The sequence below is a fragment of the Pseudomonas sp. GW821-FHT07F05 genome (genome assembly GCF_059418765.1).
Genome location: NZ_JBWKQL010000006.1, coordinates 1 through 18,218 on the forward strand (window position 1 = coordinate 1; position 18,218 = coordinate 18,218).

The 18,218-nt window shown below is 62.6% G+C and carries 18 protein-coding genes; 16 read left to right on the plus strand and 2 right to left on the minus strand.

Features of this window, described 5'->3' with window-relative positions:
* Positions 1-157: 157 nt before the first annotated feature.
* Positions 158-1,120 (minus strand): isopenicillin N synthase family dioxygenase, encoded by a 963-nt coding sequence (locus AC07RO_RS14475; protein WP_495086346.1) that lies wholly within the window; start codon positions 1,118-1,120, stop codon positions 158-160.
* A 337-nt stretch (positions 1,121-1,457) separates the two neighbouring features.
* Between AC07RO_RS14475 and AC07RO_RS14480 the strand changes: the two genes are divergently transcribed.
* The 9 genes from AC07RO_RS14480 (at position 1,458) to AC07RO_RS14520 (ending at position 10,322) form a co-directional block, all read left to right on the plus strand.
* A complete protein-coding gene (locus AC07RO_RS14480; RefSeq protein ID WP_346629697.1) occupies positions 1,458-2,834 on the plus strand; it encodes an FAD-binding oxidoreductase in 1,377 nt (458 codons plus the stop codon).
* A 124-nt stretch (positions 2,835-2,958) separates the two neighbouring features.
* Positions 2,959-3,795, plus strand: coding sequence for a transporter substrate-binding domain-containing protein (locus AC07RO_RS14485; protein WP_346629696.1), 837 nt, complete (start codon positions 2,959-2,961; stop codon positions 3,793-3,795).
* A 372-nt stretch (positions 3,796-4,167) separates the two neighbouring features.
* Complete coding sequence (locus AC07RO_RS14490) at positions 4,168-4,827, plus strand: amino acid ABC transporter permease (RefSeq protein ID WP_346629695.1); 660 nt, start codon at positions 4,168-4,170, stop codon at positions 4,825-4,827.
* A complete protein-coding gene (locus tag AC07RO_RS14495) occupies positions 4,824-5,495 on the plus strand; it encodes an amino acid ABC transporter permease (protein WP_495086347.1) in 672 nt (223 codons plus the stop codon). Before AC07RO_RS14490 ends, AC07RO_RS14495 begins: the two co-directional genes overlap by 4 nt.
* A gap of 74 nt (positions 5,496-5,569) precedes the next feature.
* Complete coding sequence (locus AC07RO_RS14500) at positions 5,570-6,382, plus strand: amino acid ABC transporter ATP-binding protein (RefSeq protein WP_495086476.1); 813 nt, start codon at positions 5,570-5,572, stop codon at positions 6,380-6,382.
* 53 nt (positions 6,383-6,435) lie between these two features.
* A complete protein-coding gene (gene hutC / locus AC07RO_RS14505; protein WP_495086348.1) occupies positions 6,436-7,173 on the plus strand; it encodes a histidine utilization transcriptional repressor HutC in 738 nt (245 codons plus the stop codon).
* Positions 7,174-7,266: 93 nt separating this feature from the next.
* The gene (locus AC07RO_RS14510; RefSeq protein WP_495086349.1) at positions 7,267-7,563 is read left to right on the plus strand and encodes a hypothetical protein; all 297 of its coding nucleotides are present in this window, start codon (positions 7,267-7,269) and stop codon (positions 7,561-7,563) included.
* Positions 7,564-7,917: 354 nt separating this feature from the next.
* On the plus strand, positions 7,918-9,243 hold the full coding sequence (locus AC07RO_RS14515; RefSeq protein ID WP_495086477.1) for an MFS transporter: 1,326 nt from the start codon (positions 7,918-7,920) through the stop codon (positions 9,241-9,243).
* Between the two features lie 245 nt (positions 9,244-9,488).
* Positions 9,489-10,322, plus strand: a complete 834-nt coding sequence (locus tag AC07RO_RS14520) for an oxidoreductase (RefSeq protein WP_495086350.1) — start codon at positions 9,489-9,491, stop codon at positions 10,320-10,322.
* Positions 10,323-10,492: 170 nt separating this feature from the next.
* Here the strand turns inward: AC07RO_RS14520 and AC07RO_RS14525 are convergent, their stop codons facing one another.
* The gene (locus AC07RO_RS14525) at positions 10,493-11,254 is read right to left on the minus strand and encodes a FadR/GntR family transcriptional regulator (protein WP_282373675.1); all 762 of its coding nucleotides are present in this window, start codon (positions 11,252-11,254) and stop codon (positions 10,493-10,495) included.
* 244 nt (positions 11,255-11,498) lie between these two features.
* Here AC07RO_RS14525 and AC07RO_RS14530 point away from each other — a divergent pair, with 244 nt between their 5' ends.
* The 7 genes from AC07RO_RS14530 to AC07RO_RS14560 all read left to right on the plus strand — a co-directional run bounded on the left by AC07RO_RS14530 (position 11,499) and on the right by AC07RO_RS14560 (position 18,210).
* Positions 11,499-12,239, plus strand: coding sequence for an SDR family oxidoreductase (locus AC07RO_RS14530; protein ID WP_133771737.1), 741 nt, complete (start codon positions 11,499-11,501; stop codon positions 12,237-12,239).
* Positions 12,240-12,304: 65 nt separating this feature from the next.
* Complete coding sequence (locus AC07RO_RS14535; RefSeq protein ID WP_495086351.1) at positions 12,305-13,150, plus strand: fumarylacetoacetate hydrolase family protein; 846 nt, start codon at positions 12,305-12,307, stop codon at positions 13,148-13,150.
* A gap of 191 nt (positions 13,151-13,341) precedes the next feature.
* Positions 13,342-14,619 (plus strand): L-fuconate dehydratase, encoded by a 1,278-nt coding sequence (locus AC07RO_RS14540; protein ID WP_495086352.1) that lies wholly within the window; start codon positions 13,342-13,344, stop codon positions 14,617-14,619.
* A 164-nt stretch (positions 14,620-14,783) separates the two neighbouring features.
* Complete coding sequence (locus AC07RO_RS14545) at positions 14,784-15,665, plus strand: amidohydrolase family protein (protein ID WP_495086353.1); 882 nt, start codon at positions 14,784-14,786, stop codon at positions 15,663-15,665.
* Complete coding sequence (locus tag AC07RO_RS14550) at positions 15,662-16,438, plus strand: L-fucose dehydrogenase (RefSeq protein ID WP_495086354.1); 777 nt, start codon at positions 15,662-15,664, stop codon at positions 16,436-16,438. Before AC07RO_RS14545 ends, AC07RO_RS14550 begins: the two co-directional genes overlap by 4 nt.
* Entirely contained in the window at positions 16,435-16,785 is a 351-nt protein-coding gene (locus AC07RO_RS14555) for an L-rhamnose mutarotase (RefSeq protein WP_495086355.1), read from the plus strand. Before AC07RO_RS14550 ends, AC07RO_RS14555 begins: the two co-directional genes overlap by 4 nt.
* A 192-nt stretch (positions 16,786-16,977) precedes the next feature.
* A complete protein-coding gene (locus AC07RO_RS14560; RefSeq protein ID WP_495086356.1) occupies positions 16,978-18,210 on the plus strand; it encodes a sugar MFS transporter in 1,233 nt (410 codons plus the stop codon).
* Positions 18,211-18,218: the final 8 nt, after the last annotated feature.

Below are 18,218 nucleotides of genomic sequence, written 5' to 3' on the forward strand. Positions count from 1 at the left end.
TATTCCGACGAAGGAGGAACCCAACCAGGAGCACGGCCTTTTTGGTTACTTTTTTCTGGGCCGGCAATCCGGGCTGTAGGAAAAAGTGAACCGCCGTAAGGGCGGAACCATAACAACAGCGCACACAAATATTGGATATGCACAGAGGACTCAATCACTAACCCTTCTTGCGATACGCCATCGAATCATCAATCCGCTTGAGTATGTAATCCCCCGCCGCCACCGCCGGATAAAGGCTGGCAGCCGCCTCGATTCCCAAATCGCACGGATCTACAACCGCCCCATAGGTCGGGTCATAAAACGTCGCGATCGAATACCGCTCATGCCCCGACTGATTGATCACCCGATGCAAGGTCGACCGAAACCGATCGTTCGACCAACGCGCCAGCAAATCCCCCACGTTCACCACCAGACTGCCCTCGATCGGCGTTGCGTCAATCCACGCCCCGCTGCCCAACTCACGCACCTGCAGACCGCCGCTGTTGTCCTGATGCAACAACGTGATGCAGCCATAATCCGTGTGCGGCGCCACGCCGAACTGATCGGCTTCGGCCCGGGGTGGATGGGGCGGGTAATAGACCATCTGCGTACGCTGCAAACGCTTGCCGTATTTCGGCGTGAAGAAATCGGGTTCGATGCCCAAGCCCACGGCCACAGCCCTCAACAGATCAGCGCCGGCCTTGCCCATCTCCTCGTAATACGCCTCCAGCGCCACCCGCAATGCCGGCATGAAATCCGGCCACTGGTTCGGCCCGCGCAACGCCTCCCCCGCCAGCACACTCGGGTCATCCTCTGGCAGCTCCAGGCCGATGCTGAAAAACTCCTTGAAATCCGGTTTGGTCGCCTCGTACATCAGCGCCCCACCCAATGCGTGCCAACCGCGGTGGCGCTTGTTCACCGCCACCTGGCGCTTTATTTCCGGCGCGAAGGCGAAGAAGGTTTTCGCGGCCGCCATGGTGCTGTCGATCACGTGTCGGGGCACACCGTGGTTGATGATGTAGAAGAAGCCGCTCTCGCTGCAGGCAATGCGGATGGCTTCGCCGGCGCGACGGATCGCGGCCTCGTCGCCTTCACGGACGCCGGCCATGTCGATGATAGGAAGGTTGGCGGTGACGGTCATGGCAGGCTCCGGGCGCAGGAAATGGACTGGGCGGTATAGACCGGATCAAGCATTTACTGTGCCGCGCCGCTTCTTTGAGTGGGACTGGCTTAAGCCGGGAATGCGCGAGTGCGTGCACCCTCAATTCTGCGGTGTGACATACGACGCCTTCCCGGCTAAAGCCAGTCCTACAGTCATCTCACGATCACTGGGTAGGACCGGCTTCAGCCGGGAAGCTTTTAGCGGCCCTGACCTACCGGCGTCGATCAACTGGCCTGCATCTTGCCTCAGCTGTCTATACAGCCTCCCCGCTTTCAGGCACGCCCCACCCCTGACGCGAATTGATCGAGTGGATTCCATGAGCGACCTGCAACAGACCATCAGCCAGTTGCGCCAGGCCCTGGGCGATGCTCAGGTGCTGACCGGCGAGGCCATCAGCCCGCGTCATTACAGCGACTGGACCCGCCACGCGCCGGCCTGCCCCGCTGCGCTTGTCCTGCCGACCAGTACCGAACAGGTTTCCCTCGCCCTGCGCATCTGTAACGCGGCGGGGCAAAGCGTGGTGCCTCAGGGCGGCATGACCGGCCTCGCGGGCGGCGCCGTTCCGCGCACCACCGACATCGCGCTGTCGCTGGATCGCCTGCGCGGCATCGAGGAGATCGACACGGCCGCCGCCACCGTCAGCGTGCGCGCGGGCACAACGCTGGAGGACATCCAGCACGCCGTGGCCGAGGCCGGTTTTTTGTTTCCGCTGGATCTGGGCGCCCGGGGCTCGTGCCAGATCGGCGGTAACATCGCTACCAATGCCGGCGGCAATGCGGTGATTCGTTACGGGATGACCCGCGACCTGGTGCTCGGTCTGGAGGTGGTGCTGGCGGACGGGCGTGTGCTCGACCTGATGAACAAGATGATCAAGAACAACTGCGGTTATGACCTAAAACAGTGCTTCATCGGCAGCGAAGGCACCCTTGGGGTGATTACCCGAGCAGTATTGAAAATGGCGCCGCCACCCGGTCCGACCACCACGCTGCTCTGCGCCCTGCCCGATTACCCCAGCGCGGTCGCCCTGCTGCGGCGGATTCAATCGAGCGTCGGCACGCCCCAGGCGTATGAACTGATGTGGCAGGATTTCTTCCGCCTCGGTGTGTCGTGGCTAGAGAAGCCCGTCGCGCCGATGCCCGATCATCATCCGCTGTACGTGCTGCTGGAGTCGTCCGGCCCAAGCGATGCGCTGGAGGAAACCCTTGAAGCGGCGATTGAGGCCGGTGAAGTGGTCGATGCCATCCTCGCGACCTCCCAGGCCCAGGCCCGCGGGCTGTGGAAGATTCGCGAGGCGACCGGCGAGTTTCCCCAGCGCATGGCGCCGCTGAATTTCGACATCAGCCTGCCCATCGGCCGCATCGGTGAGTTTGCCGAACGCTGCCGTGAGCGCATCGACGCGCGCTGGCCGGGTAACCGAAGCGTGTATTTCGGCCACATCGGTGACAGCAATCTGCACCTGACCGTGGACTGCAACTCGCTGCCGCAGCCCGCGCCGGTGCTGGAAATCGAGGAGCTGGTGTACAGCGCCGTCGGCGAGCTGGGCGGCGCGGTGTCGGCCGAACATGGCATCGGCCTGCTCAAGCGCGAGTTTCTCCATCACTCGGCGAGCGCAGAAGCGTTGCAAGTAATGGCCGAGCTCAAGCGCAGTTTCGACCCCAACGGCATTCTCAATCCGGGGAAGATCCTCAGCTGATAGCCCCATGCCGGTTGTCTATACCGGTATGGCACGCTAACTGCAGTTGCAGAATCATTCACCCGCTCACCCAACATCCCACAGCCTTCGACGAAACACACCGCATCCACCCAGGAGCCATCCCATGTCACTCGACTCTGTGTTCCGCAGGACGTTTCAAAGCTTGAGTATCGCTGCCACGTTGACGCTGCTGCCATTCGCGGTTCAGGCCGACCAACTGGCCGATGTGAAGAAGGCCGGTGAGCTGGTGGTCGGCACCGAAATGCAGTTTGCGCCCTTCGATTTCCTCGAAGCGGGCAAACAGAAAGGCTTGAACGCCGAGTTGTTCGAGGCGCTGGGTCAAGAACTGGGGGTCAAGATCAAGTTCCTCGACCTGCCGTGGCCGAGTGTGCTGCCCGGCCTTGAGGCGAAGAAATTCGACGTGGTAGCCGGTCCGATCATCGTGACCAAGGCGCGCAAGGAGCGTTACCACTTCGTGTCGCCGATTGCCGAAGCGACCGTGGCGCTGCTGGCCGGGGCCAAGGACGACAGCATCGGCAAGCCTGAAGACATCGCCGGTAAAACAGTCGGTGCCGGCAAGGGCTCGGCGCAGCTGGAAGAGCTGAAAGCCTTCGCCGCGACCCTGCCGCAGAAGGTCACCATTCGTGAATACGTCGACAACAACCAGGCCTACGCCGACCTGGCCGCCAAGCGCATCGTCGCCGTGGCCAACTCGCTGCCGAACATCTCCTTCGTCGCCGCGCAGAAAAGCAATCTGTACAAAGTGGTGCAGCCGCCGTTCGGCAAGAAATCCTACTTCGCCTACCTGGGCCGCAAGGACGCCGATGCCGACAGCCTGATCGCTGCGCTGGATGCCGCCCTGATCAAGATGCATGACGACGGCCGCCTGGCCGCCCTGCAGAAGAAATGGCTGGGGGCGGAAATGGACGTGCCGAAGGGTGATTTCGAGCCGACGTGGTAAGGCGCGTTTGATCCCTGTGTGTCGACTCGGGATTTCCGGGGCGACACCTAACGTGTAGGAGTGAGCTTGCTCGCGAATGCATGCTTGCAGCGAAAGAGGTGTCGCCTGACACACCGCTTTCGTGAGCAAGCTCACTCCCACATTATCCGCGCGCCGACTCCGGATTTGCGGGGCGACACCTATCGTGTAGGAGTGAGCTTGCTCGCGATTGCGGTATGCCAGACACCCCATACGTAGCAAGCAAACCGCATTCGTGAGCAAGCTCACTCCCACAAGGTCGGCGCCTGAAGATCTACCCAGTGATGACTCATACAGTGATCATCCACAGTGTGACGATTCACTCAGTGACAATTCACCGGCTGGAGTACCACCGTGTTCGATTGGCCCTTGCTGCAGCAAAACGCGCCGCTCTTGCTTGGCGCCCTGTGGGTGACGCTACAGGTGTCGATGGCCGCGCTGGTGTTCGGCTTTGTCATCGGCATCGTCGTCGGCAGCCTGCGCCTGTCGCCGATCCCCTTGCTGCGCCGCCTCGGTGGCGCCTACATTTTCGTGTTCCGCGGCATTCCGCTGCTGGTGCAATTGCTGTTCATCTACTACTTCCTGCCCCGGGTAGGCCTGCCCAATGTCTCGCCCACGGTGGCGGCGATCATAGGCCTGTCCCTGGCCGCCGGCGCCTATATCGCCGAGATCATGCGTGGCGGGTTTCTTGCGATTCCCGGCGGTCAGCTGGAGGCCGCAGGGCTGTTGGGCATGAGCGACGCGCAAATGCTCATGCGCATCCGCGTCCCCCAGGCCGTGCGCCTGACGCTGCCGGCGCTGGTCAACGAAATGATTCTGCTGATCAAAGCCTCGTCGCTGGTTTCGGTGGTCGGGCTGGCCGACCTCACCCGCACGGCGCAGAACCTCGCCGCCAGCGATTACATGTTCGTCCAGGACTACCTGATGCTGGCCGGCTTCTACTGCCTGATCAACGTGCCGCTGGCCTACGCGGCGAGCCTGCTCGAACGACGAATGAAGGAGCGCACGGCATGACCTTCGACCCGAGCATTTTCACCGACCACCTGGGCGACATCGGCTCGGGGTTTCTGGTCACCCTCGGCACCTGGAGCAGCGGCGTCGTGCTCGGCCTGGCGCTGGGCATGCTGATCGCGGTCGCCCAGGTGTTCGGCAACCACTTCGTCCGTGCGCCGCTCCGGGTGTTCATCGAGCTGATCCGCAGCACGCCGTTTCTGGTGCAGCTGTTTCTGGTGTATTACGGCGGGCCGTCGTTCGGCATCAGCCTCGACCCGATCCCCGCCGGCATTCTCGGCCTGGGGGTTTACGGCGGCGTGTACTTCGCCGAGATCTTCCGCACCGGCTTCGAGTCGGTCGCCCGGGGTCAGCTGGAAGCCGCCGATTGCCTGGGCATCACCCGCCTGCAATGCATCTGGCGCATCCAGTTGCCGCAGATGCTGGTGATGATTCTGCCGGCGCTGGTGAACATGGTCACGGTGATGTGCAAGGAAACCGCCGTGCTGTCGATCATCACTATCCCCGAGCTGACGATGGTCCTCACCGGCATCGGTTCGGAGACCTTTGCCTTCGTCGAAACCCTGCTGATGCTGTGTATCGGCTACCTGATTCTGGTGGAGCTGTGCTCGCGGCTGGGCATGCTGCTGGAAACCCGCGTCGGCCGCTTCATGAGCAGGCAAACCCGATGAACAGTCTTCTGATCCCCGGCGGCAACGTGCCCGCCCCGACCGGCGAAACGACCGGCCAATCCCTGGATGAATCTATGAAAACCAACGGCGAGCCCTCGACCGTCCTGGCCCTGAGCCAGGTGGGCAAAAGCTTCGGCACCCTGCGCGTGCTCAAGGGCATCGACTTGCAGGTGCGGCGCTCGGAAGTGGTGTGCCTGATCGGCCCGTCGGGCTCGGGCAAAAGCACCCTGCTGCGCAGCATGGCGTTTCTGGAGGAGTACGACGAAGGCGAGATCCGCATCGAAGGCCAGTTGCTCGGCTGGCAGGACACCGACAAGGGCCGTCGCCGCGCGCCGCAATCACAGATCAACCAGGTGCGGCGCAACGTCGGCATGGTCTTTCAGCAGTTCAACCTGTGGCCGCACATGACCGCCCTCGGCAACGTCTGCGAAGCCTTGCGGCGGGTGCGCAAACTCTCGGCCGACGACGCGAAGAAGCGCGGCATGGCGATGCTCGACAAGGTGGGCCTGGCGCACAAGGCCGAGGCGTACCCCGCGCAATTGTCCGGTGGTCAGCAGCAGCGGGTGGCGATTGCCCGGGCGCTGGCGATGGAACCGCACATCATGCTATTCGACGAGCCCACCTCGGCCCTCGACCCGGAGCTGGTGGGTGAAGTGCTGCAGGTGATGAAGACCCTTGCGAAGGAAGGCATGACAATGGTCGTGGTCACCCACGAGATGGGCTTTGCCGCCCAGGTCGCCGATTCGGTGATCTTTCTCGATCAGGGCGAAATCGTCGCACGCGGCACGCCGCAACAGATTTTCCACAACGCCGAACAACCCCGGCTGCAGCAGTTCTTGCAGAACTACCTGGACCGCAACGCGTTCTGGCAGGACGCCAAAGCGTGATGCGCTTTTTTTAGGGCCGTCGACGCACGCCTGTTCGGAAAGGGAGAGAAACGATGGACAAGCCGGCACCCCAGGCCCTTTATCGGCGGGCGAAATCCTTCGTTCACGGCAAGCTGTTGTCCGGCGAATGGAAACCCGGCGACCTGATTCCGTCGGAGAACCGCCTGGTGGTCGAGCTGGGCATGTCGAGGATGACCGTCAACCGGGCGCTGCGCGAGCTGACCGAAGAAGGCCGCTTGCTGCGGGTGTCCGGGGTCGGCACCTTCGTCGCCGCGAGCAAGCCGCAATCGAACCTGTTGCGCATCACCAACATCGCCGACGAAATCCTCGCCCGGGGCCATCGCTATCGTTGCCAGGTGCTGCATCTGGCACGGGAATCGGCGTCCATGCCCATCGCCTCGGCCCTCTCGCTGGCCACTGGCGCGTCGGTGTTTCACCTGTTGTGCGTGCATTACGAGGATGACGTGGCGGTGCAGTTGGAAGACCGTTACGTGAACCCGCACGCCGCGCCGGACTTTCTGAACCAGCCCTTTGGCGACGCATTGCAGTCGGCGCGCTATCTGTTGCAGATCATTCAACCCGATGAGATGGAGCACATCGTCGAGGCCAGCCACCCGAGCGCCGAGGAGCTCAAGCATCTGCAGATCGAGCCGGGCGAGCCGTGTCTGGTGCTGATGCGCCGCACCTGGAACAGCGGCAACGTGGTGACCTACGTGCGGTTGGTGCATCCGTCCTCGCGCTATCGACTGGGCAGTCGCATGCCGGTGACGGGTGCGTATCGCGACAGCTGAAGCCTGCCGGTCAGCACATGGATCGAACCCTTGCGCGCCGTTGCCCTCGATATCTGTACGTCCTGTGAACGGGACATGACAGAAGAGGTGCGTATGGCTACCCAGAACAACGATCAAACCGTCAACCGCAACGACCCGGCGATTAACCCTGCCGTTGAGAAAGTCAGGCCAGACAGCAGCCTGGCGCAGAACGATGCGCTGAAGAACCAAAGTGGATCACAGAGCCAGTCCGGTGGCGGCGCGCAGAGTCAGGAGAACAACGGCAACCTGACGGGTGAGAACAGCTTCACCCCTGATTTCAAGCCTGAAGAGCATGAGTCGCCGGATACCACCAAAGAGGAACGGCAGACGGGTGAGCTGGACAAGGACATTGATACAGCGGGGGGTTGAGGGCGGCCTTCTGGACCGGAGATTCAAAGCAGGTTAGTGAGCTTGCTCAGAAGGAGGACGGTACAGCCGCTGAATTTCTAGCGGCTGGGCCTGAGGCTTCGCGAGCAAGCTCACTCCTACAGGATCTTCATTGGCTGCGAAGCCTCAGCTCCGCACCTTTGTACGCCGCCATCTGCTTATCCCGCGTATCTTTAATTGCGTAGCACCCTAACAAAACGGCACCATCACGCTTTCGTCTGCGACTGCAGACCCGCCTGAAGTTCATCCCCCGGAGCGTTGTCGATAATGGTCCAGCCCGCCACTCAGGATGCCCCGCGCGTCGGTAATAAACTTACACCCCGCGAGTTTCGCGGCATGGCGGCGATTCTGATGTCTATCGCCCTCGCCACCCTCGACACCGCCATCGCCAACACCGCCCTCCCCGCCATCGCGGCTGATCTCAACGCCTCGCCGGCCGCATCGGTGTGGATCATCAACGCCTACCAGCTCGCCGCCGTCGCCACACTGTTGCCGTTCGCGGCGCTGGGCGGTGTGCTCGGTCATCGCAAGGTCTATCTGGGCGGGCTGATTCTGTTCGTGGTGTCGTCGGCGCTGTGTGCGCTGTCCTGGTCATTGCCGACGCTGACCATCGCCCGCGTTCTTCAGGGCATCGGCGCCAGCGCGATCATGAGCGTCAACGCCGCGCTGATCGGCTCGATTTTCCCCCACGAACGGCTGGGCCGCGGCCTGGGCATGAACGCGCTGGTGGTCGGCACTTCGTTTTCCATCGGCCCGACCGTGGCCTCGCTGGTGTTGTCGGTAGCAAGTTGGCCGTGGCTGTTCGCGATCAACCTGCCCATCGGCCTGTTCGCCCTGGCGTTCGCCTGGAATTCGCTGCCCGCCACACGGCTCGGCAGCCCGACCTTCGACCGCATGACGGCCGTGCTCAATGTCATCACCTTCGGCGCGCTGATCTTTGCCCTGAGTCAGGCGGCGCAACTGGGTTCCATGGCCAGCGTGCTCATCGCCCTGGCGATCTTTCTGGTGGGCGGCGCGCTGATGCTAAAACGCGAGGCCGGGCACCCTGCGCCGATGTTTCCCCTGGATTTGCTCAAGCGACCGCTGTTTGCGTTGTCGGCGCTGACAGCGTTCTGCTCGTTCGCCACCCAAGGGCTGGCCTTTGTCTCGCTGCCGTTCTTCTTTGAAAGCACCCTGGGCCGCGACCCGATCCAGACCGGGTTTCTGATGACGCCGTGGTCTGTGGTGGTGGCGATGATCGCGCCGTTCGCCGGGCGCCTGTCGGACCGTTATGCGCCGGGGCTGCTGGGCGGGATTGGCTTGGCGATGCTCTGCCTGGGAATGATTTCCCTGGCGATCATGCCCGCCGACGCCAGCGTGATGTCGATCATTGCGCGGATGATGCTGTGCGGCATCGGCTTCGGTTTCTTTCAGGCGCCGAATCAGAAAGCCCTGATGACCAGCGCGCCAAAGGAACGCTCCAGCGGCGCCAGCGGCACGATTGCGACGGCACGTTTGATCGGTCAGGCCACGGGCGCGGCGTTGGTGGCACTGAGCTTCGGGATTTCCAATACCCACGGCCCGGTGCTGGCGTTGAGCATCGGCGCGGGCTTTGCGGCGGTGGGCAGTGTGGCGAGCGGCTTGCGGTTGGTGACCAAGAACACGGCCAATCCGCGGGCTTGATACGCCCACGATCTTGTAGGAGTGAGCTTGCTCGCGATTGCGGCGTGTCAGTTGCAGGTGAGTTGACTGACACACCGTGATCGCGAGCAAGCTCACTCCTACAGGGATCGGCAGCAGCCATCGTGGCATCCAGCCAGAACAGGATCAGGCAATCATCGCGTAGAACTGGGTCATCGGTTTTGGGCGAAGGGTTCCTACCATGGGGGCCTGCCATCAACGGCTTAGGCCACATGAGGAAACGCACAATGAGCAAAACCAAAACCCTGTTCGTCACCGGTGTCAGCAGCGGCTTCGGCCAGGCATTGGCGCAACGGGCGCTGGCGGCGGGTCATACCGTGATCGGCACGCTGCGCAACGAAGACGCCGTGCAGGCATTCGAAGCCCAGGCACCCGGTCGCGCCCACGGCGTGTTGCTGGACGTCACCGACTTCGACGCCATCGACCGCGTGGTCGCCGAGGCCGACAACGCGTTCGGGCCCATCGACGTGCTGGTTAACAACGCCGGCTATGGCCACGAAGGCATTCTGGAAGAGTCACCGCTGGAAGATTTGCGTCGGCAGTTCGACGTCAACGTGTTCGGCGCGGTGGCGATCATCAAGGCCTTCGTGCCGCTGTTCCGTCAGCGCCGCAGCGGGCACATCCTCAACGTCACCTCCATGGGCGGCTTCATCACGATGCCGGGGATTTCCTACTACCACGGCAGCAAGTTCGCCCTGGAAGGCATTTCTGAATCCCTGGGCAAGGAGCTGAAGCCGTTCAATGTGTTCGTCACCGCGGTGGCACCGGGTTCGTTCCGCACGGATTGGGCCGGCCGTTCGATGCAGCGTACCGCGCGGCAGATTACCGACTACGACGCCAGCTTCGACCCGATCCGCAAGGCCCGCGAAGAACGCAGCGGCAAGCAGCCAGGGGATCCGGTCAAGGCTGCCGATGCGATGCTCAAGCTGATTGATAGCCCCAACCCGCCGGCGCATCTGCTGCTGGGCAGCGATGCGTTGAAGCTGGTGCGGGAAAAGCTGGCCCAGCTGGAAGCCGAGTTTGCGGAATGGGAAGAGGTGTCGCGTTCGACGGATGGGTGAGACGTCATGGAAAGGTGGGCCATGCCGAGGACCTGTGGGAGTGAGCTTGCTCACGAAAGCGCCGGTCCAGCCACTGCATATTTAGCGGCTGGAAGTCAGCATTCGCGAGCAAGCTCGCTCCCACAAGTTCTCCGTTAACAGCGACATCTGCTGTGTTCCCGCTTTACGAGCTAAACCCCGCCGCGGCTGAATATCCGGATGACTTCATCCAGATGCCCCGCCATCGCCTGCCTCGCAGCGTCTGCATCTCGATTTTGCAGGGCGTCGAGGATCAGGCGGTGTTCGTGTTCGGAGCGGAACGGCATGTCGTCGGAGGTGTAGTGCGCCTGCAAACGCTGGAACATGCTGCCGTACTGATGCCCGAGCAGGTGTTTGATCATCAGCCCATAAGCCGGATTGCCGGAGGCCTGGGCGATGCGAATGTGGAACAGGCGATCGCCGGGGTGGGTGTGGGAATGCTCGCGGTTGTCGCGGGCGTTACGTTCGAAGGCCTCGCGGATGGCTTCAAGCTCTTCATCGCTGGCGTTTTGTGCCGCCAGCGCCGCCGCTTCCGGTTCGATCAACCGCCGCGCCTGGAGCAAGGCAAACGGCGGGATCTCCGCACTGAAATCCACCTCGATGCCCAGCTCGGGGTCGACGTCTTTCCACTGATCGCGGGTGACCTGGGTCATCACCGGTTCATCGGACAGCTTCTGCACGGGCGGCTCACAGACCAGCACGCCATTGCCCACGCGCACATCCACCAGCCCGATCACCTCAAGGGCAATCATCGCTTCGCGCACCGACGCCCTGCTTACGCCCAACATCTTCGCCAATTCACGTTCGGCCGGCAGGCGGCTGCCCGGTGGAAATTCGCCGCTGTCGATCAGCGCGCGGAGCTGATCGGCGATCTGGCGATAAAGTCTCTGGTTATCAATTACTTGGATTGGCATCGGGAATCGGCTCGGAATTTTACAGCGCACTGGATCGAAAAATGGCCTTGTTGCAGTCCATGACTAGTGCTAAAAACAGGACCAATGGCCTGACCATTGGAGCGCTGCAGTGAGCGGAGCATAGCAAAACCCGTCGGGGTTCGGCGTGCTTCAAATCTCATGACGCGCTGCCCGGTTCGATCAGCAGACCTCCACGGCAGCATGGCCAGTCAGGTCGTCTCAACAATAAAAACAAGGGATCAACATGGACCTCACCGGTAAGCGAGTGCTCATCACGGCCGCCGCCCAGGGCATCGGTCAAGCCAGCGTCGAGGCTTATCTGAAGGCCGGCGCGGAAGTCTTCGCCGTGGATATCAACGGCGCAGCGCTGGATCACCTGCAGGGCGTGCACAAACGCGTGCTCGATGTCACCGATCACGCCGCCATCGAACGACTGGCCGCCGAAGTGGGCGCGCTGGACGTGCTGTTCAACTGCGCGGGCGTGGTGCACAGCGGCAACATCCTCGAATGCTCCGACGACGACTGGCGCTTCGCCTTCGACCTCAACGTCACCGCCATGTACAAGATGATCCGCGCATTCCTGCCGGCCATGCTGGCCAACGGTGGCGGCTCGATCATCAATATGTCGTCGGTGGCCTCGGCCATCAAGGGCGTGCCCAACCGCTTCGCCTACTGCGCCAGCAAGGCCGCCGTGATCGGCATCACCCGTTCGGTCGCTGCCGACTTCGTCGGGCAGAACATCCGCTGCAACTGCATATGCCCCGGCACCGTGGAATCCCCTTCCCTGCGTCAGCGGGTGGCCGATCAGGCGGCGCGCGAGGGCCGCGAAGAGGCCGAGGTGTACGCCGCGTTCGAAGCGCGCCAGCCCATGGGACGCCTGGGCACCCCCGAGGAAATCGCCCAACTGGCGCTGTACCTCGGCTCGTCCGCCAGCGGCTTTACCACCGGCACGGCGCAGATCATCGATGGCGGCTGGAGTAACTGAGCCTGTTCACGACCTTCACCAATACCCACACCGAATTCTGATCAATCACCATTAGAGGACACCCCATGAAATTGCTGCGTTACGGCGAACCCGGTCAAGAACGCCCTGGCCTGCTGGACAGCGACGGCCGCATTCGTGATCTGACCGATCTCATCGGTGACCTGTCGGGCACCGCCCTGAGCCCGGAAAGCATTGCCCATTTGCAGTCCCAGGACGTCAACAGCCTGCCGCTGGTTGAGGGCAATCCGCGCCTCGGCCCATGCGTGGGCAAGATCGGCAAATTCATCTGCATCGGCCTGAACTACGCCGACCACGCCGCTGAAACCGGCGCGGATATTCCGAAAGAGCCGATCATCTTCAACAAGTGGACCAGCGCCATCGTCGGCCCCAACGACAACGTGGAAATCCCGCGCAACTCGAAGAAGACCGACTGGGAAGTCGAGCTGGGCGTGGTCATCGGCAAGGGCGGTCGGTACATCGACGAAGCCGATGCCCTGGAGCACGTGGCGGGTTATTGCGTGATCAACGACGTCTCCGAGCGTGAATTCCAGATCGAGCGCGGCGGCACCTGGGACAAGGGCAAGGGCTGCGACACCTTCGGCCCGATCGGCCCGTGGCTGGTGACCCGCGATGAAATCGCCGACCCGCACCAGCTCAACCTGTGGCTGGAAGTCGACGGCAAGCGCTACCAGAACGGCAACACGCGCACGATGATTTTCCAGATCCCCAGGCTGGTGAGCTACCTGAGCCAGTTCATGAGCCTGCAACCGGGCGACGTGATTTCCACCGGTACACCGCCGGGTGTGGGCCTGGGCATCAAGCCGGAGCCAGTCTTCCTGCGCGCCGGCCAGACCATGCGTTTGGGTATTGAAGGGCTGGGTGAACAGCAGCAACTGACAGTCGACGCCTGAAGCAGCAAACACCGTCGCTGTGGGAGCGAGCTTGCTCGCGAAGAGGCCAGTGCATTCCCTGCATATTCATCAGGAGTAAAGGCTTCGCGAGCAAGCTCGCTCCCACAGTTTCTGCATGCACTTGAGATCAGTGTTTTCCTCAGTTTTTCCAATACGCCGCGCTGCCCATAACAATGCCAAAGGGACCCGCCATGACCACCATCACCGCCTTGCGCGTTGAAGACATCCGTTTCCCCACGTCGCAATTCCTCGACGGCTCGGACGCGATGAACCCGGACCCCGATTACTCGGCGGCCTACGTCATTCTCGAAACCGATCACCCCACCCTGCAGGGCCACGGCCTGACCTTCACCATCGGCCGCGGCAACGAGGTCTGTTGCGCCGCGATCAAGGCGCTGGCGGGCGTGATGGTCGGGCTGAAGCTGGAATGGATCGCCGAAGACATGGGCCGTTTCTGGCGTCACGTCACCAGTGACAGCCAGTTGCGCTGGATCGGCCCTGACAAGGGCGCGATTCACCTGGCGACTGGCGCCGTGGTCAATGCGACGTGGGATTTGTGGGCCAAGTCCGAGGGCAAGCCGGTGTGGCAACTGGTCGCGGAAATGACCCCGGCGCAACTGGTGCGCTGCATCGATTTTCGCTACATCACCGACTGCCTCACCCCGGACGAAGCCCTGACCCTGCTGACCGAGCGCGCCGAGGGCAAAGCACAACGGTTGCGGACGCTGCTTGCCGACGGTTACCCCTGCTACACCACCTCGGCGGGCTGGCTCGGCTACCCTGACGACAAGCTACGCCGGCTGTGTCAGGAAGCGGTCGACGGCGGTTTTTCCCACATCAAACTCAAGGTTGGCCGCGACCTGCAGGACGACATCCGCCGGGTGCGCATCGCCCGGGAAGTGCTGGGGCCGGATCGTCATCTGATGATCGACGCCAATCAGGTCTGGGAGGTCGGCGAGGCCATCGACTGGATCCGCGAGCTGGCGTTCGCCAAACCGTGGTTCATTGAAGAACCGACCAGCCCGGACGACGTCGAAGGCCATCGCACGATTCGTCTTGGCGTGCACCCGGTGAAGGTGGCGACGGGCGAGATGTGCCAGAACCGCATCGTCTTCAAGCAACTGATCATGCGTGGCGCCATCGACGTGGTGCAGATCGACGCCTGCCGCCTCGGCGGGGTCAACGAGGTGCTGGCGGTGATGCTCATGGCCGCCAAATACCGGCTGCCGGTCTGCCCCCATGCCGGCGGCGTCGGGTTGTGCGAGTACGTGCAGCACCTGTCGATGATCGACTTTCTGTGCATCGCCGGCACCCATGAAGGTCGGGTGGTGGAATACGTTGATCACCTGCATGAGCACTTTGAAGACCCGTGTGTGATTCGTGATGCGGCGTATTTGCCACCGGCCGCACCGGGGTTTTCGATTCAGATGAAAGCCGCCTCGCGGGCGCGGTATGCATACAAGGGCTGAGCACACTGCCGAACCCTTGTAGGAGCGCGCTTGGTCTGTGCGGCAACCGGACGAAATGGCCGGGACACCCGATGCAGGTGTGTCGTTTGTACCTAAGCCTTCGCGAGCAAGCTCACTCCTACAGTAATTGCGTGAGGCCATGAAACGGACGGAGTACAACAACAATGTCGTCCCGACACTCAAGCGTTCCGGCACCGCCCTTGCGGGTGGATGCCCATCAGCATTTCTGGACCTATGACGCCAGGGATTACCCCTGGATTGACCAGCGCCATGCTGCGTTGCAACGGGATTTTCTGCCGGGCGATTTCAAACCTCTGCTCGATCGGCATGGCATCGATGGCTGCGTCGCGGTGCAGGCGCGGCACAGTGTCGACGAGACGGACGCACTTCTAACCCATGCGGCCGAGCATCCGTGGATCTTCGGCGTCGTCGGCTGGGCGGACCTGCGGGCGGATGGTGTCGACGAGCAATTGGCACGCTGGGCGGACGCGGAAAAACTGGTCGGCCTGCGTCACCTGGTCCAGGACGAACCGGCGCCGTCGCTGTTCCTCCAGGACCCGGCCTTCGCCCGGGGTATGCGGCAGCTGCAAACCCTCGGGCTGACTTACGACGTGCTGATAAAAGACAAAGACCTCCACGCCGCCACCGACTTCTGCCAACGCCACGACCGGCATCACCTGATCCTTGATCACCTCGGCAAACCGGATCTGTCCCTGGAAGACCCCATCGCCTGGGCCGATCGCCTTGCCCCGCTGGCCGCCCTGCCCCACGTGGCGTGCAAACTGTCGGGGCTGATTACCGAAGCAGACTGGCAACGCTGGCGACCGGTGGAACTGCTGCCGTATTTCTATCTGGCGCTGGAATTGTTCGGGCCGCAGCGACTGATGTTCGGCTCCGACTGGCCGGTCTGTCTGGTGGCGGGCAATTACAGCGACGTCCACCAATTGTTCGAAACCGCCATCAGCTCGCTCTCCGTCGATGAGCAAAACGCGCTGCGCGGCGGCACCGCCATTCGCCTGTACGGCCTGCAAGGAAACTGCCCATGAATCTGCACCTGCAAGACAAGGTCATCATCGTCACCGGCGGCGGCTCGGGGATTGGCGCCGCGATCTCACTGGGGCTGGCCGAAGAAGGCGCGGTCCCGGTGATCTTCGCCAATCAGCCGCTGCCTGCTGAATTGGCCGCCGAGCTGGACAGACGCCAGCCGCAGACCCTGTTCGTCCAGGTCGAGCTGCGTGACGAGGCCGAATGTGCGGCGGCGGTGAGCAAGGTGCTGGAGCGCTTTGGCCGCATCGACGGGCTGGTCAACAACGCCGGGGTCAACGACAACGTCGGGCTGGAGGCCGGTCGCAGCGCGTTCATCGAGTCGCTGGAGAAGAACCTCATTCACTACTACGTCATGGCCCATCTGTGCGTCGACGCGCTGAAAGCCAGCAAGGGCGCCATCGTCAACATCGGTTCGAAGACTGCACTCACCGGCCAGGGCGGCACCAGCGGCTACACCGCCTCGAAAGGCGCGCAACTGTCGCTGACCCGGGAATGGGCGGCGTCGTTGCTGAGCGATGGCGTAAGGGTGAACGCGGTGATTCCGGCCGAAGTGATGACGCCGCTGTACGAGCGCTGGATTGCCAGCTTCGACGACCCTGACGCGAAGCTGGCGAAGATCGTCGAGAAAGTCCCCCTCGGCCAGCGCATGACCACGCCGACGGAGATTGCCGACAGCGTGCTGTTTCTGCTGTCCCCGCGGGCGTCCCACACCACCGGGCAGTGGCTGGTGGTGGACGGCGGCTATACGCATCTGGATCGGGCACTGACATGAGCGCGCAGCGTTTTTGTCTGGCCCTGGACATGGCTGATGACGAGGCGTTGATCGCCGAGTATGAGCAACTGCACCGGCGCATCTGGCCGGAGATTGCCGAACACCTGCGCAGTCAGGGCATCTTGGACATGCAGATCTGGCGACTGGGCACGCGGCTGTTCATGGTCATGGACACCGCCCAGGGCTTCAGCGCCGACGCGATGGACCAGGCGTCGGCGGCCAACCCCAAGGTGCTGGAATGGGAGGCGTTGATGTGGCGGTTTCAGAGACCGACGCCGTGGACGGATCCGGGGAATAAGTGGCAGCCCATGGCGCAGATTTTCAGCCTGTCGGATCAGCCGCCTTAAAGCCCTTCAATGGTGGGAGCGAGCTTGCTCGCGAAGGCGCCGAAACACCCCCTACATCTTTAGCGCCTGAAACGCCGTCTTCGTGAGCAAGCTCACTCCCACAGGTACGAGTGCAAGGCGTCGATCTCTGCTCAACCGAACATCCGCTTCGTCACGCTTCACGCTTGAACAACAACAAAAAAGGAGAGCGTTATGTTGACCAAACACAGCAAAGTCCAGACCCCGGTGTACCGGCACGCAGCGCCGTCGGTGCGGGTGGCGTTGATGCTGGTGACCAGCCTGTTTTTCCTCTGGGGCCTGTCGTACGGGCTGCTCGATGTGCTGAACAAGCACTTTCAGGAGACGCTGCACGTCAGCAAGGCCCAGTCGGGTTTGCTGCAGGCGGCGTACTTCGGCGCGTATTTCATCATCGCCCTGCCCGCCGGCTTTCTGATGGACCGCTTCGGCTACAAGGCCGGGATTCTGCTGGGCCTGTGCCTGTACGCCGCCGGCGCGTTGCTGTTCATGCCAGCGGCCAATGCGGCGAGCTTCCCGTTCTTCCTGTTTGCGCTGTTCGTCATCGCCCTGGGGCTGGGTTGTCTGGAGACGGCGGCGAATCCTTACGCCACCGTGCTGGGCGATCCGAACGGTGCGGAGCGTCGGCTCAACCTGGCGCAGTCGTTCAACGGCCTCGGCCAGTTCGTCGGGCCGCTGCTGGGAGGCGCGCTGTTCTTCGGCGGCAGCAACGCCGGCAGTGACAACAGCTCGCTGCAAACCACCTACGTGGTCATCGCGGTCATCGTCCTGCTGGTGGCGGCGCTGTTCGCCCGCACGCCGATGCCGGATCTGCGCGAGCAGGAGTCGAGCATCCAGCGCCATGACAACAAGACCCTCTGGCAGCACCGGGAATTCGTCGGCGGCGTGGTCACGCAGTTTTTCTACGTGGCGGCGCAGGTGGGCGTGGGCGCGTTCTTCATCAATTACGTGACCGAACACTGGGCGAGCATGACCAGCCAGAGCGCCGCGTACCTGCTGTCGGTGGCGATGATCTGCTTCATGTGCGGACGTTTCTTCAGCACCTGGTTGATGGGGCGTATCCCGGCGCAGCGGCTGCTGATGGTCTACGCGTGGATCAACGTCGCGCTGTGCGCGGTGGTGGTCAGCGGCGTGGAAAGCGTGTCGGTGGTGGCGCTGGTGGCGGTGTTCTTCTTCATGTCGATCATGTTCCCGACCATCTTCGCCATGGGCGTGAAAAACCTCGGCCCCCACACCAAACGCGGCAGCTCGTTCCTGATCATGGCCATCGTCGGCGGCGCGCTGATGCCGTATTTCATGGGGCTGGTGGCGGATCATTTCTCAACAGCGCTGGCATACCTGCTGCCGCTGGGTTGCTTTGTGGTGGTGGCGTTTTATGGGCGCAGCGGGTTGCGTGGGCGGGAGTTATGATCTCGTTT

What these genes read in the sequence shown, in the direction of transcription:
- AC07RO_RS14480 (WP_346629697.1), top strand. Translation starts at nt 1,458, where the DNA reads ATGAGCGACCTGCAACAGACCATCAGCCAGTTGCGCCAGGCCCTGGGC.
- AC07RO_RS14555 (WP_495086355.1), top strand. Translation starts at nt 16,435, where the DNA reads ATGAGCGCGCAGCGTTTTTGTCTGGCCCTGGACATGGCTGATGACGAG.
- AC07RO_RS14495 (WP_495086347.1), top strand. Translation starts at nt 4,824, where the DNA reads ATGACCTTCGACCCGAGCATTTTCACCGACCACCTGGGCGACATCGGC.
- AC07RO_RS14515 (WP_495086477.1), top strand. Translation starts at nt 7,918, where the DNA reads ATGGCGGCGATTCTGATGTCTATCGCCCTCGCCACCCTCGACACCGCC.
- AC07RO_RS14475 (WP_495086346.1), bottom strand. Translation starts at nt 1,120, where the DNA reads ATGACCGTCACCGCCAACCTTCCTATCATCGACATGGCCGGCGTCCGT.
- hutC (WP_495086348.1), top strand. Translation starts at nt 6,436, where the DNA reads ATGGACAAGCCGGCACCCCAGGCCCTTTATCGGCGGGCGAAATCCTTC.
- AC07RO_RS14485 (WP_346629696.1), top strand. Translation starts at nt 2,959, where the DNA reads ATGTCACTCGACTCTGTGTTCCGCAGGACGTTTCAAAGCTTGAGTATC.
- AC07RO_RS14530 (WP_133771737.1), top strand. Translation starts at nt 11,499, where the DNA reads ATGGACCTCACCGGTAAGCGAGTGCTCATCACGGCCGCCGCCCAGGGC.
- AC07RO_RS14535 (WP_495086351.1), top strand. Translation starts at nt 12,305, where the DNA reads ATGAAATTGCTGCGTTACGGCGAACCCGGTCAAGAACGCCCTGGCCTG.
- AC07RO_RS14545 (WP_495086353.1), top strand. Translation starts at nt 14,784, where the DNA reads ATGTCGTCCCGACACTCAAGCGTTCCGGCACCGCCCTTGCGGGTGGAT.
- AC07RO_RS14510 (WP_495086349.1), top strand. Translation starts at nt 7,267, where the DNA reads ATGGCTACCCAGAACAACGATCAAACCGTCAACCGCAACGACCCGGCG.
- AC07RO_RS14550 (WP_495086354.1), top strand. Translation starts at nt 15,662, where the DNA reads ATGAATCTGCACCTGCAAGACAAGGTCATCATCGTCACCGGCGGCGGC.
- AC07RO_RS14525 (WP_282373675.1), bottom strand. Translation starts at nt 11,254, where the DNA reads ATGCCAATCCAAGTAATTGATAACCAGAGACTTTATCGCCAGATCGCC.
- AC07RO_RS14520 (WP_495086350.1), top strand. Translation starts at nt 9,489, where the DNA reads ATGAGCAAAACCAAAACCCTGTTCGTCACCGGTGTCAGCAGCGGCTTC.
- AC07RO_RS14560 (WP_495086356.1), top strand. Translation starts at nt 16,978, where the DNA reads ATGTTGACCAAACACAGCAAAGTCCAGACCCCGGTGTACCGGCACGCA.
- AC07RO_RS14540 (WP_495086352.1), top strand. Translation starts at nt 13,342, where the DNA reads ATGACCACCATCACCGCCTTGCGCGTTGAAGACATCCGTTTCCCCACG.
- AC07RO_RS14500 (WP_495086476.1), top strand. Translation starts at nt 5,570, where the DNA reads ATGAAAACCAACGGCGAGCCCTCGACCGTCCTGGCCCTGAGCCAGGTG.